The organism is Candidatus Tisiphia endosymbiont of Sialis lutaria (assembly GCF_964026535.1).
GTDB lineage: Bacteria > Pseudomonadota > Alphaproteobacteria > Rickettsiales > Rickettsiaceae > Tisiphia.
Genome location: NZ_OZ032153.1, coordinates 275,165 through 294,524 on the forward strand (window position 1 = coordinate 275,165; position 19,360 = coordinate 294,524).

16 protein-coding genes and 1 tRNA gene are annotated in these 19,360 nt (G+C 35.5%); 12 read left to right on the plus strand and 5 right to left on the minus strand.

Annotation, left to right across the window (positions count from 1 at the left end; genetic code table 11):
- The first annotated feature begins 47 nt into the window (after positions 1-47).
- The 10 genes from AAGD20_RS01350 to AAGD20_RS01395 all read left to right on the plus strand — a co-directional run bounded on the left by AAGD20_RS01350 (position 48) and on the right by AAGD20_RS01395 (position 14,815).
- A complete protein-coding gene (locus AAGD20_RS01350) occupies positions 48-6,431 on the plus strand; it encodes a hypothetical protein (RefSeq protein ID WP_341749122.1) in 6,384 nt (2,127 codons plus the stop codon).
- A gap of 10 nt (positions 6,432-6,441) precedes the next feature.
- On the plus strand, positions 6,442-9,456 hold the full coding sequence (locus tag AAGD20_RS01355; RefSeq protein ID WP_341749123.1) for an efflux RND transporter permease subunit: 3,015 nt from the start codon (positions 6,442-6,444) through the stop codon (positions 9,454-9,456).
- A 124-nt stretch (positions 9,457-9,580) separates the two neighbouring features.
- Positions 9,581-9,670 (plus strand) — tRNA-Ser (locus tag AAGD20_RS01360).
- A 296-nt stretch (positions 9,671-9,966) separates the two neighbouring features.
- Positions 9,967-10,266, plus strand: coding sequence for a transposase (locus AAGD20_RS01365; RefSeq protein ID WP_341748685.1), 300 nt, complete (start codon positions 9,967-9,969; stop codon positions 10,264-10,266).
- Between the two features lie 7 nt (positions 10,267-10,273).
- Complete coding sequence (locus tag AAGD20_RS01370; protein WP_341748686.1) at positions 10,274-11,092, plus strand: IS3 family transposase; 819 nt, start codon at positions 10,274-10,276, stop codon at positions 11,090-11,092.
- A gap of 80 nt (positions 11,093-11,172) precedes the next feature.
- A complete protein-coding gene (locus AAGD20_RS01375) occupies positions 11,173-12,246 on the plus strand; it encodes a PEP/pyruvate-binding domain-containing protein (protein ID WP_341749124.1) in 1,074 nt (357 codons plus the stop codon).
- A 159-nt stretch (positions 12,247-12,405) separates the two neighbouring features.
- Positions 12,406-13,266: an IS256 family transposase gene (locus tag AAGD20_RS01380; protein WP_341749125.1), complete on the plus strand. Its 861-nt coding sequence runs from the start codon at positions 12,406-12,408 to the stop codon at positions 13,264-13,266.
- Between the two features lie 50 nt (positions 13,267-13,316).
- Complete coding sequence (locus AAGD20_RS01385) at positions 13,317-13,820, plus strand: helix-turn-helix domain-containing protein (protein ID WP_341748510.1); 504 nt, start codon at positions 13,317-13,319, stop codon at positions 13,818-13,820.
- Complete coding sequence (locus tag AAGD20_RS01390) at positions 13,814-14,374, plus strand: IS630 family transposase (RefSeq protein ID WP_341749126.1); 561 nt, start codon at positions 13,814-13,816, stop codon at positions 14,372-14,374. The genes AAGD20_RS01385 and AAGD20_RS01390 overlap by 7 nt, the downstream gene beginning before the upstream one ends.
- Positions 14,375-14,383: 9 nt before the next feature.
- Complete coding sequence (locus AAGD20_RS01395; protein WP_341749127.1) at positions 14,384-14,815, plus strand: transposase; 432 nt, start codon at positions 14,384-14,386, stop codon at positions 14,813-14,815.
- 59 nt (positions 14,816-14,874) lie between these two features.
- Here AAGD20_RS01395 and AAGD20_RS01400 read toward each other — a convergent pair whose 3' ends face one another.
- Both AAGD20_RS01400 and AAGD20_RS01405 read right to left on the minus strand, forming a co-directional pair.
- Entirely contained in the window at positions 14,875-15,693 is an 819-nt protein-coding gene (locus AAGD20_RS01400; RefSeq protein WP_341748686.1) for an IS3 family transposase, read from the minus strand.
- Between the two features lie 7 nt (positions 15,694-15,700).
- Complete coding sequence (locus AAGD20_RS01405; protein WP_341748685.1) at positions 15,701-16,000, minus strand: transposase; 300 nt, start codon at positions 15,998-16,000, stop codon at positions 15,701-15,703.
- A gap of 83 nt (positions 16,001-16,083) precedes the next feature.
- On the opposite strand from AAGD20_RS01405, the gene AAGD20_RS01410 reads away from it, so the two are divergent.
- Positions 16,084-16,281: an autotransporter outer membrane beta-barrel domain-containing protein gene (locus AAGD20_RS01410; protein ID WP_341749128.1), complete on the plus strand. Its 198-nt coding sequence runs from the start codon at positions 16,084-16,086 to the stop codon at positions 16,279-16,281.
- On the opposite strand, the gene AAGD20_RS01415 is transcribed toward AAGD20_RS01410, so the two are convergent.
- Positions 16,278-16,916 carry a queuosine precursor transporter gene (locus AAGD20_RS01415; protein WP_094649775.1) on the minus strand — a complete coding sequence of 213 codons (639 nt, stop codon included), beginning with the start codon at positions 16,914-16,916 and terminating at the stop codon, positions 16,278-16,280. The two genes, AAGD20_RS01410 and AAGD20_RS01415, sit on opposite strands and share 4 nt — an antisense overlap.
- A gap of 397 nt (positions 16,917-17,313) precedes the next feature.
- Positions 17,314-17,442: a hypothetical protein gene (locus tag AAGD20_RS01420; protein WP_341749129.1), complete on the minus strand. Its 129-nt coding sequence runs from the start codon at positions 17,440-17,442 to the stop codon at positions 17,314-17,316.
- Positions 17,443-17,651: 209 nt separating this feature from the next.
- On the opposite strand from AAGD20_RS01420, the gene AAGD20_RS01425 reads away from it, so the two are divergent.
- Entirely contained in the window at positions 17,652-18,923 is a 1,272-nt protein-coding gene (locus AAGD20_RS01425) for an IS256 family transposase (RefSeq protein WP_341748792.1), read from the plus strand.
- Here the strand turns inward: AAGD20_RS01425 and AAGD20_RS01430 are convergent.
- Positions 18,892-19,335, minus strand: coding sequence for a hypothetical protein (locus AAGD20_RS01430; protein ID WP_341749130.1), 444 nt, complete (start codon positions 19,333-19,335; stop codon positions 18,892-18,894). The two genes, AAGD20_RS01425 and AAGD20_RS01430, sit on opposite strands and share 32 nt — an antisense overlap.
- Between the last annotated feature and the right edge of the window lie 25 nt (positions 19,336-19,360).

Below are 19,360 nucleotides of genomic sequence, written 5' to 3' on the forward strand. Positions count from 1 at the left end.
TTCCCCTTATTTATATTGAAGAACTAAAACAAATATTATTTAGATAAATGAAAAAACTATACTTTATTATAATACTATTATTCTGTAGTTCTGTTCATGCTGCTGAGGTTGATAATCCAGCTCAACTTAAGAGAATGAATGTAATACAAGCTGGGGAAATACAGACACTAAACAAGAAAAAACAGGCTCTTGAGCAAGAACTGAATGAGAAAAAGGCAGAGCTAGAAGATTCCAAAAATAATAATAACGATAAGAATAGTAACGATAATAATAGCTCGAGTAATTCAAATTCTTCATCAAGTACTGGGCAAAGAGCTGCTCCTAGTAATAATCCTACCCCAGAACAATATACTGGTAGTAATAAGCGTATTACTCAAGAGGATACAAACCCTCAAAGGGATTCTAAAAAACATGTAAATGAAGATGAAAATCTTGATATTACTACAAAAGAGCAAAATACTAAAACTAATCAATCACCAAGTCAGGTAACTGGGAATTCTAGTCAACAAGCAATAATTTTAGATGATAATAAGCAACCAGACAGCCAAATTGTTCAAAGGGAAGAAGTGAATTTAGAGCAGCAAGCACCTTCAGAAAATATTGTGAAATTGCATGAGGATATCAAAGCAGCTGAAGAAAAATTAGCAAAGTTACTAAGCAACATAAATGATTTGGATGATAAATACACGAAGAAAACACTAGAACTTGAGAAACTAGAAAAATTAGAATCCCAATTATCTAAGCAACCTGAGATAAAAACTAATTCATTTAGTCAGCAGGCTCAACAAAATAGAGGTGGTTCACAAGATGATTCAAAGGTAAAAAAGGAATTGCTTGCTAATAATTCACAACAACAGATGGCAGGTTTTGTTCAAAAAGAACCAGAATTAAAGAATGCACAGGCTAAGGTTAAAGCAGCTGAAGCTATAATACCAAAGGAGGACAAGGTATTAGCAAAGGCTACTGAAAAAACACAACAACAGACAAAAGTTTTGCCTCGACAACAAAATGCTGCAGATCAAGCTGCAAAAGATGAGGTAGATAACGCTGCACAAGTTAAGAGAGCAGCTTTGACTACACAAGCAGCAGATTTGGCTGACCAACGAGCAGCTTTGGATGCAAGAACAACAAAGTTGACTGCAGCGGAGCAAGATGTAAAAGATAAGACAGCAGCTTTGGCTAACCAACGAGTAGCTTTGGATACAAGAGCAACAGAGTTGGCTACAGCGGAGCAAGATGTAAGAGATAAGACAACAGATTTGGCTAACCAACGAGTAGCTTTGGATGCAAAAACAACAGAGTTGGCTACAGCGGAGCAAGATGTAAGAGATAAGACAACAGATTTGGCTAACCAACGAGTAGCTTTGGATACAAGAGCAACAGAGTTGGCTACAGCGGAGCAAGATGTAAAAGATAAGACAGCAGCTTTGGCTAACCAACGAGTAGCTTTGGATACAAGAGCAACAGAGTTGGCTACAGCGGAGCAAGATGTAAGAGATAAGACAACAGCTTTGGCTAACCAACGAGTAGCTTTGGATGCAAGAACAACAAAGTTGACTGCAGCGGAGCAAGATGTAAGAGATAAGACAACAGATTTGGCTAACCAACGAGTAGCTTTGGATACAAGAGCAACAGAGTTGGCTACAGCGGAGCAAGATGTAAGAGATAAGACAACAGCTTTGGCTAACCAACGAGTAGCTTTGGATGCAAGAACAACAGAGTTGGCTACAGCGGAGCAAGATGTAAGAGATAAGACAACAGCTTTGGCTAACCAACGAGTAGCTTTGGATGCAAGAACAACAGAGTTGGCTACAGCGGAGCAAGATGTAAGAGATAAGACAACAGCTTTGGCTAACCAACGAGTAGCTTTGGATGCAAGAACAACAAAGTTGACTGCAGCGGAGCAAGATGTAAAAGATAAGACAGCAGCTTTGGCTAACCAACGAGTAGCTTTGGATACAAGAACAACAGAGTTGGCTACAGCGGAGCAAGATGTAAGAGATAAGACAACAGCTTTGGCTAACCAACGAGTAGCTTTGGATGCAAGAACAACAAAGTTGGCTACAGCGGAGCAAGATGTAAGAGATAAGACAACAGCTTTGACTACACAAGCAGCAGATTTGGCTGACCAACGAGCAGCTTTGGATGCAAGAACAACAAAGTTGACTGCAGCGGAGCAAGATGTAAAAGATAAGACAGCAGCTTTGGCTAACCAACGAGTAGCTTTGGATACAAGAGCAACAGAGTTGGCTACAGCGGAGCAAGATGTAAGAGATAAGACAACAGATTTGGCTAACCAACGAGTAGCTTTGGATGCAAAAACAACAGAGTTGGCTACAGCGGAGCAAGATGTAAGAGATAAGACAACAGCTTTGGCTAACCAACGAGTAGCTTTGGATACAAGAGCAACAGAGTTGGCTACAGCGGAGCAAGATGTAAAAGATAAGACAGCAGCTTTGGCTAACCAACGAGTAGCTTTGGATACAAGAGCAACAGAGTTGGCTACAGCGGAGCAAGATGTAAGAGATAAGACAACAGCTTTGGCTAACCAACGAGTAGCTTTGGATGCAAGAACAACAAAGTTGACTGCAGCGGAGCAAGATGTAAGAGATAAGACAACAGATTTGGCTAACCAACGAGTAGCTTTGGATACAAGAGCAACAGAGTTGGCTACAGCGGAGCAAGATGTAAGAGATAAGACAACAGCTTTGGCTAACCAACGAGTAGCTTTGGATGCAAGAACAACAGAGTTGGCTACAGCGGAGCAAGATGTAAGAGATAAGACAACAGCTTTGGCTAACCAACGAGTAGCTTTGGATGCAAGAACAACAAAGTTGACTGCAGCGGAGCAAGATGTAAAAGATAAGACAGCAGCTTTGGCTAACCAACGAGTAGCTTTGGATACAAGAACAACAGAGTTGGCTACAGCGGAGCAAGATGTAAGAGATAAGACAACAGCTTTGGCTAACCAACGAGTAGCTTTGGATGCAAGAACAACAAAGTTGGCTACAGCGGAGCAAGATGTAAGAGATAAGACAACAGCTTTGACTACACAAGCAGCAGATTTGGCTGACCAACGAGCAGCTTTGGCTGCAAAAGACGCTGCTTTACAGGCGGCTAATGATAAAGCTGAACAACAGAAAGCAGAGTTGGCTGAGGCGGCTAAGAAAGAACAACAACGGAAAGAAGATTTGGCTGCAGTGGAGCAAGAGAAAGCTGAAGCGGTTAAAAAGATGGAAGGTGTTGCAGCAGCTTTGGCTAAAGCGGAGCAAGATAAAGATGCAGCGGTTAAGGCTGCAGCAGATGCACAGGATGCGATGGCAGAGAAAGATAAGAAATTAGACGCTGCTAAACAATTTGCCAAAACTGAACAAGATAAGTTGGTTGCAGAGTTTAAAGCTGCACAAGCTGAGCAAGATAAGTTGGCTGCAGAGCTTAAAAATGCACAGGCTGCGATGGCAAAGAATCAACTAGCATTAGAAGATGCTAAGAAGGATAATAAAGCCTTAGAAGATAAGATAACAGATTTGAATAAAGAGAAAGATGCTGCACAGGATGCGATGGCAGAGAAAGATAAGAAATTAGACGCTGCTAAACAATTTGCCAAAACTGAACAAGATAAGTTGGTTGCAGAGTTTAAAGCTGCACAAGCTGAGCAAGATAAGTTGGCTGCAGAGCTTAAAAATGCACAGGCTGCGATGGCAAAGAATCAACTAGCATTAGAAGATGCTAAGAAGGATAATAAAGCCTTAGAAGATAAGATAACAGATTTGAATAAAGAGAAAGATGCTGCACAGGATGCGATGGCAGAGAAAGATAAGGAATTAGAAGCTACTAAACAACTTGCACAAACTGAGCAAGATAATTTGCAAAAAGTTCAGGATGAAACCCATGCTAAGCTGGTTGCAGCGGAGCAAGAGAAAGCTGAAGCGGTTAAAAAAGAACAGCAACAAGCAGCAGAGTTGGCTAACCAACGAGCAGCTTTGACTACACAAGCAACAGAGTTGGCTGACCAACGAGCAGCTTTGGCTAAACAAGCAGCAGATTTGGCTGACCAACGAGCAGACTTGGCTGCAAAAGACGCTGCTTTACAGGCGGCTAATGATAAAGCTGAACAACAGAAAGCAGAGTTGGCTGAGGCGGCTAAGAAAGAACAACAACGGAAAGAAGATTTGGCTGCAGTGGAGCAAGAGAAAGCTGAAGCGGTTAAAAAGATGGAAGGTGTTGCAGCAGCTTTGGCTAAAGCGGAGCAAGATAAAGATGAAGCGGTTAAAAAGATGGAAGGTGTTGCAGCAGATTTGGCTGCAGCGGTTCAAGAAAAGGAGCAGGCGGAGAAGAACTTAGCAGCGGCTAATGAGACAGTACGGCAACAGAAAGAAGACTTGGATCAACAAGCAGCAGATTATAAGAAATATGACGAAAATGCAGAGGCTTTTATAAAAGAAGAGGAAGAGATAGATAAGCAAATGGGAAATATTGCTAATCAGTATGCTGAAGATGTAAAAATCTTAAAAGCAGAAGAGGAAGCAATGGAAAGAGAGGTGCAAGGTATTCTTAGTAAGCGTGAACATGATATGCAAAAATTCAAAGAAGAAGAGACGAAGAGAGCTGAGCAGATGAAAAAGCTTGATGATCAGTGTGCAGTGGCAACTGGACAAGCCCAAGAAGCGTTAAAGAATCAAATAACTAAACAGAAAGAAGAAAATGACAGTCAGCGTAAAAAAGATTTAGAGAACTTCGAAAAAAATGAGGAAAAAAGAGAACAAGCGATACAAGTACTTAAGGAGAAGCAAATGGCTGGTTTGCGAGCCTTTGAAAGAGGTGACAAAAAAAGAGAGCAAGCGATACAAGGTCTTCAGAGGAAGTACGATAATGCTCAGAAATTCTTTGCGATAAAAGAGGAAGAAAGAGCTACAGAGCTAAAAACACTTCGGGATAAAGATGAAAATGCTAAGCGAAGCTTTGAAAGAATTGAGAAAACAAGAAAAGAAGGGATAACCAATGCTGATGAGGAATATGAGAGGGCTAAGCAAGCCTTTGCAAGAGGTGAGAAAAAGAGAGAGAAAGAGATGACAGCACTTCTGGATAAGCATGCGAGTGCTCGGACAATCTTCAAAACAAAAGATGGAGAAAGAATGGAAGAGATACAAAATTGTATAGAGGAAAAGGCGAACCTTCATGGAGTATACGATAAATATGAGAAGGACACGATTAAAGAGGTACAGGAATATAGGGTTCAGCGTGATGCTGCTTGTCAAACCTTTACAAAAGAAGCGGAAAAACTAACTGAGAATATACAGAAACTTGAGGCGAAGTACAGGAGTAGTCATAACAAAGAAACATTAGATACACAAATACAAGAAGCTAAGAAAAAATTTATACTTGCTCGGAAAATTTTTGAAAAAGAGGATGATGAAAAAAATAAGCAGATACAAGATATACTGAATGCACGTACATATGCTGGTAAGTTACTCACAAAAAATGTGGGAAAAATAGATGAAAAGTTACAAGATTTTAACGAGAAGCAGGAGAATGCTCAGAGATTTTTTGCGACAAAAGAGGGAGAAAGAGCCAAAGAGCTAAAAACACTTCAGGATAAGCATGCCGTTGAGCAAAGAAGTTTAGTAACGGCTGAGAAAAAAAGAGCGGCTACACTAACAAAGCTTGATGATGGCTATGATAAGGCTGAGCAAGCCTTCCTCAGAAGTAAGAAAAAAAGGGCTAAAGAAATAAAAAATCTTGAGAAAGAGCATGAGAAGGTTCGGGGAGTTTCTATAAGAAATAATAAGAAAAGAGCTGACGAGCTAAAAAATCTTCAGGATGAGCATGCACGGCTTCGTCAAGAATTTGAAAAAAAAGAGGACGAAATAAAGAAAGAGATGCAAGCACTTAAATATATGACTGGGGATGCTCTTGCTTTGCAAGCTTTTGGAAAAACAAAAGTGCCACTAAATAAGAGTACAAAACCCATTATGGGGAAGAGTGTGAATGTTCCGGGAGTCCAAAGACAGCCTGTTAATCAACAAAACTCATCAGGAGTAAAAACAGCAAAGCAAGATTTAACTAAAACGCAAAATGAAATGAAAAAGATACAGGGAAGCAGTACACCATTGAATAGTAATAATAACAGTAGTGTAACTTCTAGAAGCAATCGTTCAATTAGTATATATAGTGTAGGTAGTGTAGGTGATTTGACATCATCGCCAACTAATCAAGTTGTTGAAACTAACATATCAGGAGAACAACAGAACAAGACTCAACTTGTAACTACAACTCCTGTTCAGATAATTAGTCGAGAAACAGTAGTAGGAGCTACCCCTAAAGTTATTAAGGAAGAAGAGGGCTTAATCACCAAAACCAAGTCCACTATTCCAGTAAAAAAATCGGTTGTACCGACAAAAACAATAACACCATATAAGAAAGCATCGTAAAAACAGGTTTATGATAAAAAAATTGTTGGAACATAGCAGTATTTTTATGGTGATCAATATTGTGGTGGTGCTGCTTGGGATATACGCATATTTGCAGCTGAAAATTCAACTTTTGCCCAATATCCCTGCTTCAAATATTTATATTTCGATCATCAACCCGAACGTCAGACCGGATTTGATAGAGAAATACATTACTAAACCTTTTGAAGAGGTTTTTTCACATGTTGATGGTCTTGAGTCGATTCTTGCTGTTAGTCAGCTAGGAGAAAGTAAAATAACGTTAAGTATTGCCAAAAAAGTTCCGATAGAACAAGCAATTAACCAAGTTAGAGATTTGATACTAAAAAATAAGGCTCTCTTGCCAGAGGGAGCTAAAGACCCGATAATCTCGACTGAAAGCTTTTCTGCTTTACCAATGATGTATATTGCTGTGGGGTCTAATAATAATTTGTTAGTTACCGCTGAGGATATTGAAACAATCAAGAAAAAGCTTAAATATGTTGATGGTGTAGCCAATTCATCTGGTTTTGGTGTGACAGAAAAAGTGGTTAATATCGATATTGATCCGGAAAAAATTGCAAAATATTATATTCCTTTAGATAGTGTCCTTGCTTCGTTAACACTACAAAATACTGATTTTTCTGGTGGTAAATTATCAAATCAATATAAAACAGAGTATATATCTTTTGATACGACAATCAATAAGTTGAGTGATTTTGGCGATATCAATTTGGAAAGTAATAATGTTGCTATAAAATTAAAAAATATTGCTAGCATTACGCTATCAGATAAAGAGGCACTTAGTTTTGCCTATTTTGGCACGAATAAAATTGTTTTATTAGGTATTTTTGCTAAGTCAGATGCCAATCCAGTTGATGTATCAAAAAATGTAAAACATTTCCTAGAATATTACGAAAAAGCTAATCCACACTTTACCTTTCAGGTTGTTATTGATGATAGCCAAGATATTTTACAAGCTTTTCAAGAAGTGAAAAAAACTTTGATTGAATCGGTATTGTTGGTGTCAGTAATTGTTTTACTGCTAATGGGATCAGTGCGATATTCAATTATTGCAATCTGTGCAATTCCAGTCTCAATGGCTGCTTGTTTGGTTATGCTATATTTGTGTGGTTTTACACTCAACTCGATAACGATGTTGGCAATGGTCTTGGCTATAGGGTTGGTGGTTGACGACTCTATCGTAGTGATTGAGAATGCTGAACATTACTATCAGAAAAATAAAAATGCTTTAACTAGTATATTGCAAGCAATTTATGGTCTCTTTTTATCTGTTTTAATATTGATGCTTACGCTAGTAGTAATATATATCCCTATTTTGTTTATTAAAGGAGAGGTAGGAAAAATTTTACAGGAATTTTCTCTATCAATCATTGCTTGTTTAGTGATGTCCTTTATCGTGGCGTTTACTTTAACACCTATATTGTTCTTAAAACTAGCAAATAATACGCATGAAAGCAAATTTGCTCAAATTGTTAATAAGACGCTGGATATGATTACGGACAAATATAAAAGTTCTTTATTTTTTATTATACGCTATGCCAGAGTATTTTTATTCTTAGTAACTATAGTTGTAGCAGCTGGTACATATGTTGCATCAAACTCTATGAAAATAGAAATTGAGCCATTTGAAAAAAAAGATATGATTATACTTACCAACATCTTTATGCCTAATACCAATTTAAGTTACATCCATCGTTATATGGAGAAAATTACTAAAATGGTCAATAGTAGTGATAATATTAAATATACCCTAAATATTGAAGAATCGCCACGTTCAACAATTTGGATAATATTAAAAGATAAAACTAAAGCGGTGCAAACCTTGCATGAAATTGAAGCTAAACTCGCAAGAATAGCAGTAGGTGGAGATGTTTCAGTGAAGTTTGCCCAGGGGAAAAATACTGGTTCAGCAAAGGGTAACGTTGAGTTGAGCTTTTATGTCAATAACCATTCATCTATGGAGAATGCTTGGCAGGATGTTCATTTTATACAGGCTAATTCACAGAATTTATTTACTAGTGTTATAGCTATTGCGACTTCACTTGTGCAAGATTATAAAATTTGGTGTAATCAAGATAAATTATTCAAATATGGCTTAAGTCAGAAAGATATATCAAATACTTTAGATATTCTGTTTAATGCTAGAAAGATAGGAAACTTTAAGCATTATGATAATACTTATGATGTTGTTGCTAAATCAGACCCTAAATTTGGTAAAATGCTAAGTAATATACAAAATATGTTTATTACAACACAGAAAAATGGAGAAAACCTTATTCAGCTTAAGGATATATGCGATATTGATAGAGTGAATACAGTTAATCAAATTATGCGTTATAATGAGCAGTATTCCATTGAAGTAATTGCCACTGCTAAACATGGCGTTAAATTGCAAGATGCAGTGCATTCTATTGATCAGTTAAATAGTAAATTGCCAAGTGATAGTGATATTAGCTATAGTGAACAAACGAAAATGCTTATTGATTCAACATCATCATTTACATTACTAATTTTAGTATCTGTATTTGGACTCTACTTATTAATGTTTGCACGCTTTAACGATTTAATGCTATCATTTATTATTCTAATTGGAGGAATTCCAGCTGCTTTAAGTATAGCTTTATTGAGTTTATATTTTACTCAAGGGGGGTTAAATATCTATACTCAAATATCACTTATCACATTAGCGGGATTAATGACTAAACATAGTGTATTGTTATGTAGTGCAATGCATCAAAAGGGGCAAGGAGGGATAAAATCAATAGTAACAGGAGCCACATCAAGAATCAGGGCAATTTTAATTACTTCTCTGGCTATGAGTATTGGCTTGCTGTCACTTTTCTTTGATAGTGGGAATTATGCCAATAGTCGCTTCCAAATGGCTATGGTTCTAGTAACAGGCATTGCTGTTGGATCGATATTAACACTTTATGTAACCCCTTTACTTTATATTAGTTTTTATCGTATTCGTTACCAACAACAGCTGTCGAAAGTTAGAAGGTAGAGCGGGTTTTAGGTAAGCATCTGGTGAGAGTGGTTTATCAATTGGCATAAGTTTGTAGTAATATTATTTGAGAATAAAATAATTATAGAAATACAAACAATTTAATGCTATAGTCACATGACTTGGAGAGGTGGCCGAGAGGCTGAAGGCGACGGTTTGCTAAACCGTTATACGGGTAACCGTATCGAGGGTTCGAATCCCTCTCTCTCCGCCATTCGGTACAACTTGCTACTTTTTGCATTTCTGTGAATGGAAAAGCCAGAACGTAATGCAGCTTACAGCCCTCGAGTGTTAGGTTCGAAAACATAAAATTTAATAAATCCCTTTTTTCAACAATTGTCGAACCTTTAAAAGTTTCATAGGCGTTTGTGCTGATACATATAAGGTCTGCAAGCTTTTTAGAAAGCTTATCATCTACTTTGTCATAACTCTTTATAATGGTCTCCATATTTTGGACACAAAAATAGAAGAAATGAGATAGAATTCTTTAGCAAAAAAGGAGAGCTAGAGATGAAAAAACAAGTAAGGCAATATAGTGCTGAGGAGAAATCAAAAATTGTCATAGAGACAATCAAGGGCGAGCTAACAATAGCCCAAATAACTAGTAAGTATGGTGTTCATGCAACGCAGATAAGTAATTGGAAAAAACAGGGGCTTGAATTATTAGTACAAGGCTTTAAGAGTAAAACACAGAGTGCTGATCCAAATCAGCAGGAGTTAATCAAGAATCTATATGAACAAATTGGACAGTTAAGTGTAGAGCGTGACTGGCTCAAAAAAAAATCTGCATTGTTTGGACTTAAAGGTTAGGTGTAATATGATAGAGCCTAATCATAATAAATTAACAATTATACAACAGTGTAAGTTGTTGGGTATTAGTAGGTCAACCTACTACTATCAACCTACTGCTATTAGTGAACAAGAACTTAAGATCATGGCAATAATTGATGAGACCTATACTATGCATCCATATTATGGTATGCGACGGATGGCTAAATATTTACAAGCCCAAGGTTTTTCGGTAGGTCGTAAAGCTGTTAGACGTTACTACCAAATAATGGGTCTTGAAGCTGTTTATCCTAAAATGAATTTGAGTAAAAGAAATCAGGCACATAAAATATATCCTTATTTATTAAAAGATTTAGAGGGAACATACTCAAATCAAGTATGGTGTTCAGATATCACTTACATAAGGTTGCAACAAGGATTTGTTTATTTGGTAGCCATTATGGATTGGCACAGTCGTTATATACTTAGCTGGCGGGTATCTATTAGTTTAGAAAGTACTTTTTGTGTAGAGGCTCTTGAGGAAGCTATAGAACAATATGGTATACCAAAGATTTTTAACACAGACCAAGGAGTGCAATTTACGTCTGAGCAATTTATCTGTATTTTAAAAAAATATAATATTCAAATAAGTATGGATGGCAAAGGTAGAGCTTTGGACAACGTGTTTATTGAGCGATTTTGGCGTTCGTTGAAACAGGAAAAAATTTATCGAATAATTTTAACAATTGTAAAGGAGGCAAAAGCAGCTATTAAGGAATATATCGATTTTTATAACCACGAAAGAATGCACCAAGCATTGGGGTATAGGACTCCTAGCTTGATGTACTATAAACAAAAAGTTGCATAATAGTGACAATAATAATTTCATGGGAATTATATCTCTAAATTGCTAAATTTTTGTCTAGACAAAGGAGACCACCATAGATTGTGGCAGGAGAAGAGAATAATGAGGTTGTAGATGTTGCAGGTGGAACATCGCGTTACTCGGAGAAGATTGAGGATGATGCTAAATCATTTGGTTATAAAGCAGCAAATTTACTCAATTTGCGGGAGGTTGTTAAGGAATTTAATGAATTACTTGCGACAAACCAAGATAGTCAATTAGGGGATAATATTATCAAGGTTCAAGTGCCAGCATTTGAGCCAGTAAACGGTGATGTAATAAAACAGCATTTAGATACACATGCTCCGGAATGGGTAAACCTCTTCCAGGAATTTGCTGATACTTACAAAGCTCAGTCCAATCTAGACACTTTAAGTGAAGCTAGTATTGAATGTTTAAAAAAATTACAAGAGTGTATTATTAATTGTTTTAATCAACATGAGCTAGAACCGGGGTTATTTAACAAGTTCTTAGAAAAAAATAAGATTCAGCCTGAGCAATTATTAATGATACGTAGTACAGGGGTTCATGAGGATAAGGCGGATATGGCTAATCCTGGTGGCAATGAGAGTCTGCCTTGCAAGGCTAATATTCGCGAGATATCTCAGGCACTTGGTCGAGTTGCTGCTTCATATGTCGGTCCTAAATCTTTGGCACAACGTTTGATAGCTGCTGATCAGCACATTACTGATGTTCCAGTAATGCCAGGGTTAATTCAACAAATGATTGGTGAGGGCATGGATGTTAGCCAAACTGCAGATAGTCAAAATAAAGTACCTGTATCAGGGGTGATCTATAGTAAAGACGGGGCAAGCAGATTGCAAGTAGCCCACGGTCATGGTGAATATGTCGTTAATAGTAAAGGACGGGTAGATAATTTTTATATTAGTACCCAAGGGGTAGTATATTCTGAAATTGCTGCTAAAGATTTTCGCTTGCAGCCCAAGTTAGATGAGGATAGTCAGAAAATCAGTTTAGAGCGGCAAGAGAATCCAGCTGAGCTAAAATATCAGCCATCAATTGCTAGTGATGTGAGTCAATCATTTATTTTGTGTAAGTTCTATTTTTTACATTCCAATAAATCATATTTAAAATCACCACAAAGTATTTCAAATTGATTCAAAGCTAATGACCAATCTTTTATGGGCATAGTCCATTTTTTAGATGCATTTTGCAGAGCTAAAAATATTATTTTGAGTCTATAATATACTTTGTGTAAGTTGCAAAAGTAAGCAGTAAGAAGTACTGTAAGAAAACAACTTATAAAAAGGTAAAATATGTCAGAAAAAATAAAAAAGAAGATATTAGAACTAAAAGATAATAATATAAGTAATAATTTAGTAGAAGAATTATTATCAAAAGCCGATCCATCTAAGTTGTTTGGCAAAGAAGGATTATTTCAACAACTAAAAAAGCAAATAGTTGAAAAAATATTAGAAAGTGAACTAGAGCATGAATTAGGTTATTCAAAGCATAGTAAAATGCCGAAAGTAGATAATAATCGTCGTAATGGTAGCTATGAAAAGACAATAATTGATGATGATGGTAGGAAGGTTACTCTGGAAGTACCAAGAGATCGAGAAGGAGAGTTTGTTCCGAAATTAATACCTAAAGGGCTGAGAAGATTCAGTGGATTTGACGATAAAGTTATCTCACTTTATGGTCGAGGAATGACAGTCAGTGAAATTCGAGGTCATTTGGAAGAAATATATCAAACTGAGGTTTCCGGTGATTTAATATCGACAATAACCGATGGAGTAATAGACGAAGTAACTAGGTGGCAAAATCGAGGTTTAGATAAGGTTTATCCAATATTATACTTAGACTGTATTCACTTTAAGTCTAGGGATAACCAGGTAGTGATAAATAAAGCAGTATATTTAGCGATTGCTGTTAATATAGAAGGAAAGAAGGAGTTGCTGGGTATTTGGGTAGGAAAAAATGAAGGTGCTAAATTCTGGATGCAAGTAGTTACTGAGTTAAAAAATCGAGGAGTAGAACAAATTTATGTTGCTTGTGTTGATGGTCTAAAAGGTTTTCCGGAAGCGATAAGTAGATTTCCTGCGACTATAGTACAGTTATGTATAGTTCATATGGTTCGCAATTCAGTGAAGTATGTCTCATACCAATTGAAATAGTTAAGGAGGTATATTATAATATGGGAATATAAACTTGAGCAGGTAGTAAAATGGCAAGAACATTAATATTACCAAAAGGTTTTCATGAGCATGATTTCATATGCCTAATGAAAAACGAGTCGCACGGAAGAAATCGCATACGCTTATTAGCAATGCATCACCTGCAATCAGGCAAGTCATTGAAAACTGTATCGATAATAGTTGGATCGCACTGGAAAACAGTACAATCTTGGCTTAGAAGATTTAGAAACTCTAGCTTTGATGGATTATTTGAATCGCATAGGAGTGGTGCGTTTAGAAAATTCAATAGCTTACAAGAATCTTTTTTGTCTGATAAAATAAATATGTTGAGTGAAAGTAAGACAGGTGGTTATATAACAGGAAAGGAATTACATAATATGTTATTTGAAACATATGGTATTAAATGTAGTTTAAAAACAGTTTATAACACTATACATCGACTTGGTTTTAGCTGGATTACTTCTCGTTCAGTACACCCAAAATCTAATCAAGCAACTCAAAATACATATAAAAAAACTTCGCCAATATGCTAAAAGTATTATTACCAAAAGATATTGATTGGAGTAAGGTTGACATTTGGTCACAGGATGAAACTCGAATTGGGCAGCAAGGTAGTTTAAGTCGCATATGGGCTAAACGTGGGAGCAGACCTAGGAAAGTAAGGCAACAACAATTTATCTCAACATACATCTATGGAGCTGCTTGCCATGATACGGGCGAATCTTTTGCGTTAATTTTACCATATACCAATACTGATTCAATGAATAAGTTCTTAGATGAATTTTCTTTGACTATTGATTCTGGTAGGCATGTTGCATTATTAACAGATAATGCCGGGTGGCATGCAGCGAAAAAATTAATTATTCCAAGTAACATTACTTTGGTACCGCTTCCGCCATACGCACCGGAATTAAATGCGATGGAACAAATTTGGCAGTGGATCAAAAATCACTTCCTATCTAATCAATGTTACGGTGTATACGAAGATATCGTTGCTAATGCTTGCTATGCCTGGAATCAACTTAGTAAAAATGTAACTTTAGTAAAATCAATTATGTATAGAGAGTGGATTAATATACCACGTTAATTATTTCAATTGGTATCATATAAGGATTTAAAGGAGGTGACCACAGATTTGAAGCAAATTTATACAGCAAATAATGAAGAAATGGCAAGTCTAAAACTTCAACAATTTAGTTCAAAATGGGACAAAAAATACCCAGTAATTTCTGATATTTGGCAACGTAATTGGTGTGGGATAATCCCATTTTTTGCTTTTCCTGAGGAAATAAGAAAGGTAATTTATACAACAAATACCATTGAATCTGTCAACCGTCAAATTAGAAAAATCATCAAAAATAAGGGGGTGTTTCCAGATGATAAATCAATTCAGAAAATAATATTTTTAGCTCTGCAAAATGCATCTAAAAAATGGACTATGCCCATAAAAGATTGGTCATTAGCTTTGAATCAATTTGAAATACTTTGTGGTGATTTTAAATATGATTTATTGGAATGTAAAAAATAGAACTTACACAAAATAAATGATTGACTCATATAATTCCCATGAAATTATTATTGTCACTATTATGCAACTTTTTGTTTATAGTACATCAAGCTAGGAGTCCTATACCCCAATGCTTGGTGCATTCTTTCGTGGTTATAAAAATCGATATATTCCTTAATAGCTGCTTTTGCCTCCTTTACAATTGTTAAAATTATTCGATAAATTTTTTCCTGTTTCAACGAACGCCAAAATCGCTCAATAAACACGTTGTCCAAAGCTCTACCTTTGCCATCCATACTTATTTGAATATTATATTTTTTTAAAATACAGATAAATTGCTCAGACGTAAATTGCACTCCTTGGTCTGTGTTAAAAATCTTTGGTATACCATATTGTTCTATAGCTTCCTCAAGAGCCTCTACACAAAAAGTACTTTCTAAACTAATAGATACCCGCCAGCTAAGTATATAACGACTGTGCCAATCCATAATGGCTACCAAATAAACAAATCCTTGTTGCAACCTTATGTAAGTGATATCTGAACACCATACTTGATTTGAGTATGTTCCCTCTAAATCTTTTAATAAATAAGGATATATTTTATGTGCCTGATTTCTTTTACTCAAATTCATTTTAGGATAAACAGCTTCAAGACCCATTATTTGGTAGTAACGTCTAACAGCTTTACGACCTACCGAAAAACCTTGGGCTTGTAAATATTTAGCCATCCGTCGCATACCATAATATGGATGCATAGTATAGGTCTCATCAATTATTGCCATGATCTTAAGTTCTTGTTCACTAATAGCAGTAGGTTGATAGTAGTAGGTTGACCTACTAATACCCAACAACTTACACTGTTGTATAATTGTTAATTTATTATGATTAGGCTCTATCATATTACACCTAACCTTTAAGTCCAAACAATGCAGATTTTTTTTTGAGCCAGTCACGCTCTACACTTAACTGTCCAATTTGTTCATATAGATTCTTGATTAACTCCTGCTGATTTGGATCAGCACTCTGTGTTTTACTCTTAAAGCCTTGTACTAATAATTCAAGCCCCTGTTTTTTCCAATTACTTATCTGCGTTGCATGAACACCATACTTACTAGTTATTTGGGCTATTGTTAGCTCGCCCTTGATTGTCTCTATGACAATTTTTGATTTCTCCTCAGCACTATATTGCCTTACTTGTTTTTTCATCTCTAGCTCTCCTTTTTTGCTAAAGAATTCTATCTCATTTCTTCTATTTTTGTGTCCAAAATATGGAGACCATTATAGTTCGTATGCAGATAGCGTTAGGTTCCAACAAAAGAGAAGAAGTATTGCTACTTGAAAAACCGGCTAAATATAACTACAAAGTTGGTGGGACTATTACTATAAAACGTGGAGTGACAGAAATTATGGCAGTATATGATTATTTAGCTTCTAATAATAAATACTCTAGCCATCAAGGTTCGATAAAATTGAGAGTATCGTTTTAATTCCGACTCCTAATAAAGTACACCACATAGTAAAATATTGGGGTAGTTGCTATGGTGAAAAACAGTTTGAATAAATAGCTGTTAAATATTAAAGATATCATTTGTTCATAAGGTACAACCCCAATAACTGTAACAAAAATAACTACAATCGATGTATCAATAAATAACGATATGGCACTACTCAAATTTCTTAGAAAAAGGTATTTATTGTTAGTAAGTTTGCGAATTAGTAAATAAAGCCTTATATCTATCATCTGAGCTGTATAACTAGCTGTTATTGAACCAAATAGTGATACGCTATATGCCCCAAATACCGAGTCAAAAGTATTATTGTCAATTTTTGACCAGGTAGTAGCTTGTAGATAACCCATGAAACTGATAATACATAATACCAAAATATTTATACTAGTTGCCAATCTAACGCAAAATTGTGCTTTTTCTTTTCCATAAAACTCGGATATTAAGTTAGTTATTAGAAAAGTGACCGGATAAAAAATCGCCCCAACCGATAGTTCAAAGGTATAAATAGAGAAAATAGGTAAATAAACAAATTTCTGATATACTAAGTTACTAACTACTATTAGCACAACAAATAAAGCACATAAAAAAACATAAATTTTTTCTTGTAACTGCATATATAGATAGCCCTAATAAGTTCTTAATATTGAGTTGTAAATTGTCATTTCTGCCCACTATTGTCATTCCCGCGTAGGCGAGAATCTAGTACTACAGTTGTAGTTTAGATGTGAGCATTCACGATTTTTTTGTGATGAATAAAAAAACCTGATCACCAAGCGTCATTGCGAGGAGACCGTAAGGTCAACGAAGCAATCCATTTTTAATCACTTTCCTGGATTGCTTCGTCGGTCTGGCAACCTCCTCGCAATGACATCTTATACTTTAACCTTTTTTCCGTGAACACTCACATTCAATCTACAACTGTAGTACTAGATACCTACTTACGTAGATATTACATACTACGCAGGAATAACACAAACAGTATAGATAAATATTAATCGGATTAAGAGTCTATTACACCTCTGAATCATAGTCAATATGCTTTCCTGATACATCAACATTATGTTTTCCTGATGAATCATCAAGACTATCTAAATACTTTAGATTTGTAGCAAGCTGAGTTAGCGTTAACTCACTCAGCATATTTGAGTATTCCTCCCCAGTAACCATACGGACTGGCAAGTACTCATGCTGCAACTTCTGTAATGCTATTAGAGCTGTATCGATAGTATCATATTTTTCAAAATTAATACGTAGTACAGGTACATTAGAGTCTATAATATACTTTGTGTAAGTTGCAAAAGTAAGCAGTAAGAAGTACTGTAAGAAAACAACTTATAAAAAGGTAAAATATGTCAGAAAAAATAAAAAAGAAGATATTAGAACTAAAAGATAATAATATAAGTAATAATTTAGTAGAAGAATTATTATCAAAAGCCGATCCATCTAAGTTGTTTGGCAAAGAAGGATTATTTCAACAACTAAAAAAGCAAATAGTTGAAAAAATATTAGAAAGTGAACTAGAGCATGAATTAGGTTATTCAAAGCATAGTAAAATGCCGAAAGTAGATAATAATCGTCGTAATGGTAGCTATGAAAAGACAATAATTGATGATGATGGTAGGAAGGTTACTCTGGAAGTACCAAGAGATCGAGAAGGAGAGTTTGTTCCGAAATTAATACCTAAAGGGCTGAGAAGATTCAGTGGATTTGACGATAAAGTTATCTCACTTTATGGTCGAGGAATGACAGTCAGTGAAATTCGAGGTCATTTGGAAGAAATATATCAAACTGAGGTTTCCGGTGATTTAATATCGACAATAACCGATGGAGTAATAGACGAAGTAACTAGGTGGCAAAATCGAGGTTTAGATAAGGTTTATCCAATATTATACTTAGACTGTATTCACGTTAAGTCTAGGGATAACCAGGTAGTGATAAATAAAGCAGTATATTTAGCGATTGCTGTTAATATAGAAGGAAAGAAGGAGTTGCTGGGTATTTGGGTAGGAAAAAATGAAGGTGCTAAATTCTGGATGCAAGTAGTTACTGAGTTAAAAAATCGAGGAGTAGAACAAATTTATGTTGCTTGTGTTGATGGTCTAAAAGGTTTTCCGGAAGCGATAAGTAGCATATTTCCTGCGACTATAGTACAGTTATGTATAGTTCATATGGTTCGCAATTCAGTGAAGTATGTCTCATATAAGGATTTAAAGGAGGTGACCACAGATTTGAAGCAAATTTATACAGCAAATAATGAAGAAATGGCAAGTCTAAAACTTCAACAATTTAGTTCAAAATGGGACAAAAAATATCCAGTAATTTCTGATATTTGGCAACGTAATTGGTGTGGGATAATCCCATTTTTTGCTTTTCCTGAGGAAATAAGAAAGGTAATTTATACAACAAATACCATTGAATCTGTCAACCGTCAAATTAGAAAAATCATCAAAAATAAGGGGGTGTTTCCAGATGATAAATCAATTCAGAAAATAATATTTTTAGCTCTGCAAAATGCATCTAAAAAATGGACTATGCCCATAAAAGATTGGTCATTAGCTTTGAATCAATTTGAAATACTTTGTGGTGATTTTAAATATGATTTATTGGAATGTAAAAAATAGAACTTACACAAAATAAATGATTGACTCGTACATTAGCTTTTTTAAAACAATCAAATATTTCGTTAATACTAATATTTGGATTATTCAAGAGCTTAACTACTATAGACTTATAATTATTGATTGCTGCCTTATCAACATTTATTCTGGATGAGTTAAGCTCCTTCTGAAATAAAGCTTCAACTTTCTTATTAGTAAACTCATTAGATTTAACGAGCTGATAAAGGTCGCATTGCAGTGTCTGAGACACATTATTAAACAGGGAACCTATGGCGACAGGGTCTTTATCTCTTATAGCTGCAAGTATCGTAATAGAGTTGCCTATTTCAGTGGGCAACGTCTTTAAAAAAAACCTAACCGGGACGGGGGGATTTTCATCTGATTTATATTGTGTATAAACTTTTTTTCTTTTCATAATTATAATCTATTTTAGTTAAAAT

Excerpts from the sequence above, each read along its gene's own strand:
- AAGD20_RS01350 (WP_341749122.1), top strand. The coding sequence starts at position 48 with ATGAAAAAACTATACTTTATTATAATACTATTATTCTGTAGTTCTGTT.
- AAGD20_RS01355 (WP_341749123.1), top strand. The coding sequence starts at position 6,442 with ATGATAAAAAAATTGTTGGAACATAGCAGTATTTTTATGGTGATCAAT.
- AAGD20_RS01365 (WP_341748685.1), top strand. The coding sequence starts at position 9,967 with ATGAAAAAACAAGTAAGGCAATATAGTGCTGAGGAGAAATCAAAAATT.
- AAGD20_RS01370 (WP_341748686.1), top strand. The coding sequence starts at position 10,274 with ATGATAGAGCCTAATCATAATAAATTAACAATTATACAACAGTGTAAG.
- AAGD20_RS01380 (WP_341749125.1), top strand. The coding sequence starts at position 12,406 with ATGTCAGAAAAAATAAAAAAGAAGATATTAGAACTAAAAGATAATAAT.
- AAGD20_RS01385 (WP_341748510.1), top strand. The coding sequence starts at position 13,317 with ATGGCAAGAACATTAATATTACCAAAAGGTTTTCATGAGCATGATTTC.
- AAGD20_RS01390 (WP_341749126.1), top strand. The coding sequence starts at position 13,814 with ATGCTAAAAGTATTATTACCAAAAGATATTGATTGGAGTAAGGTTGAC.
- AAGD20_RS01400 (WP_341748686.1), bottom strand. The coding sequence starts at position 15,693 with ATGATAGAGCCTAATCATAATAAATTAACAATTATACAACAGTGTAAG.
- AAGD20_RS01405 (WP_341748685.1), bottom strand. The coding sequence starts at position 16,000 with ATGAAAAAACAAGTAAGGCAATATAGTGCTGAGGAGAAATCAAAAATT.
- AAGD20_RS01410 (WP_341749128.1), top strand. The coding sequence starts at position 16,084 with ATGCAGATAGCGTTAGGTTCCAACAAAAGAGAAGAAGTATTGCTACTT.
- AAGD20_RS01415 (WP_094649775.1), bottom strand. The coding sequence starts at position 16,916 with ATGCAGTTACAAGAAAAAATTTATGTTTTTTTATGTGCTTTATTTGTT.
- AAGD20_RS01420 (WP_341749129.1), bottom strand. The coding sequence starts at position 17,442 with ATGCTGAGTGAGTTAACGCTAACTCAGCTTGCTACAAATCTAAAGTAT.
- AAGD20_RS01425 (WP_341748792.1), top strand. The coding sequence starts at position 17,652 with ATGTCAGAAAAAATAAAAAAGAAGATATTAGAACTAAAAGATAATAAT.
- AAGD20_RS01430 (WP_341749130.1), bottom strand. The coding sequence starts at position 19,335 with ATGAAAAGAAAAAAAGTTTATACACAATATAAATCAGATGAAAATCCC.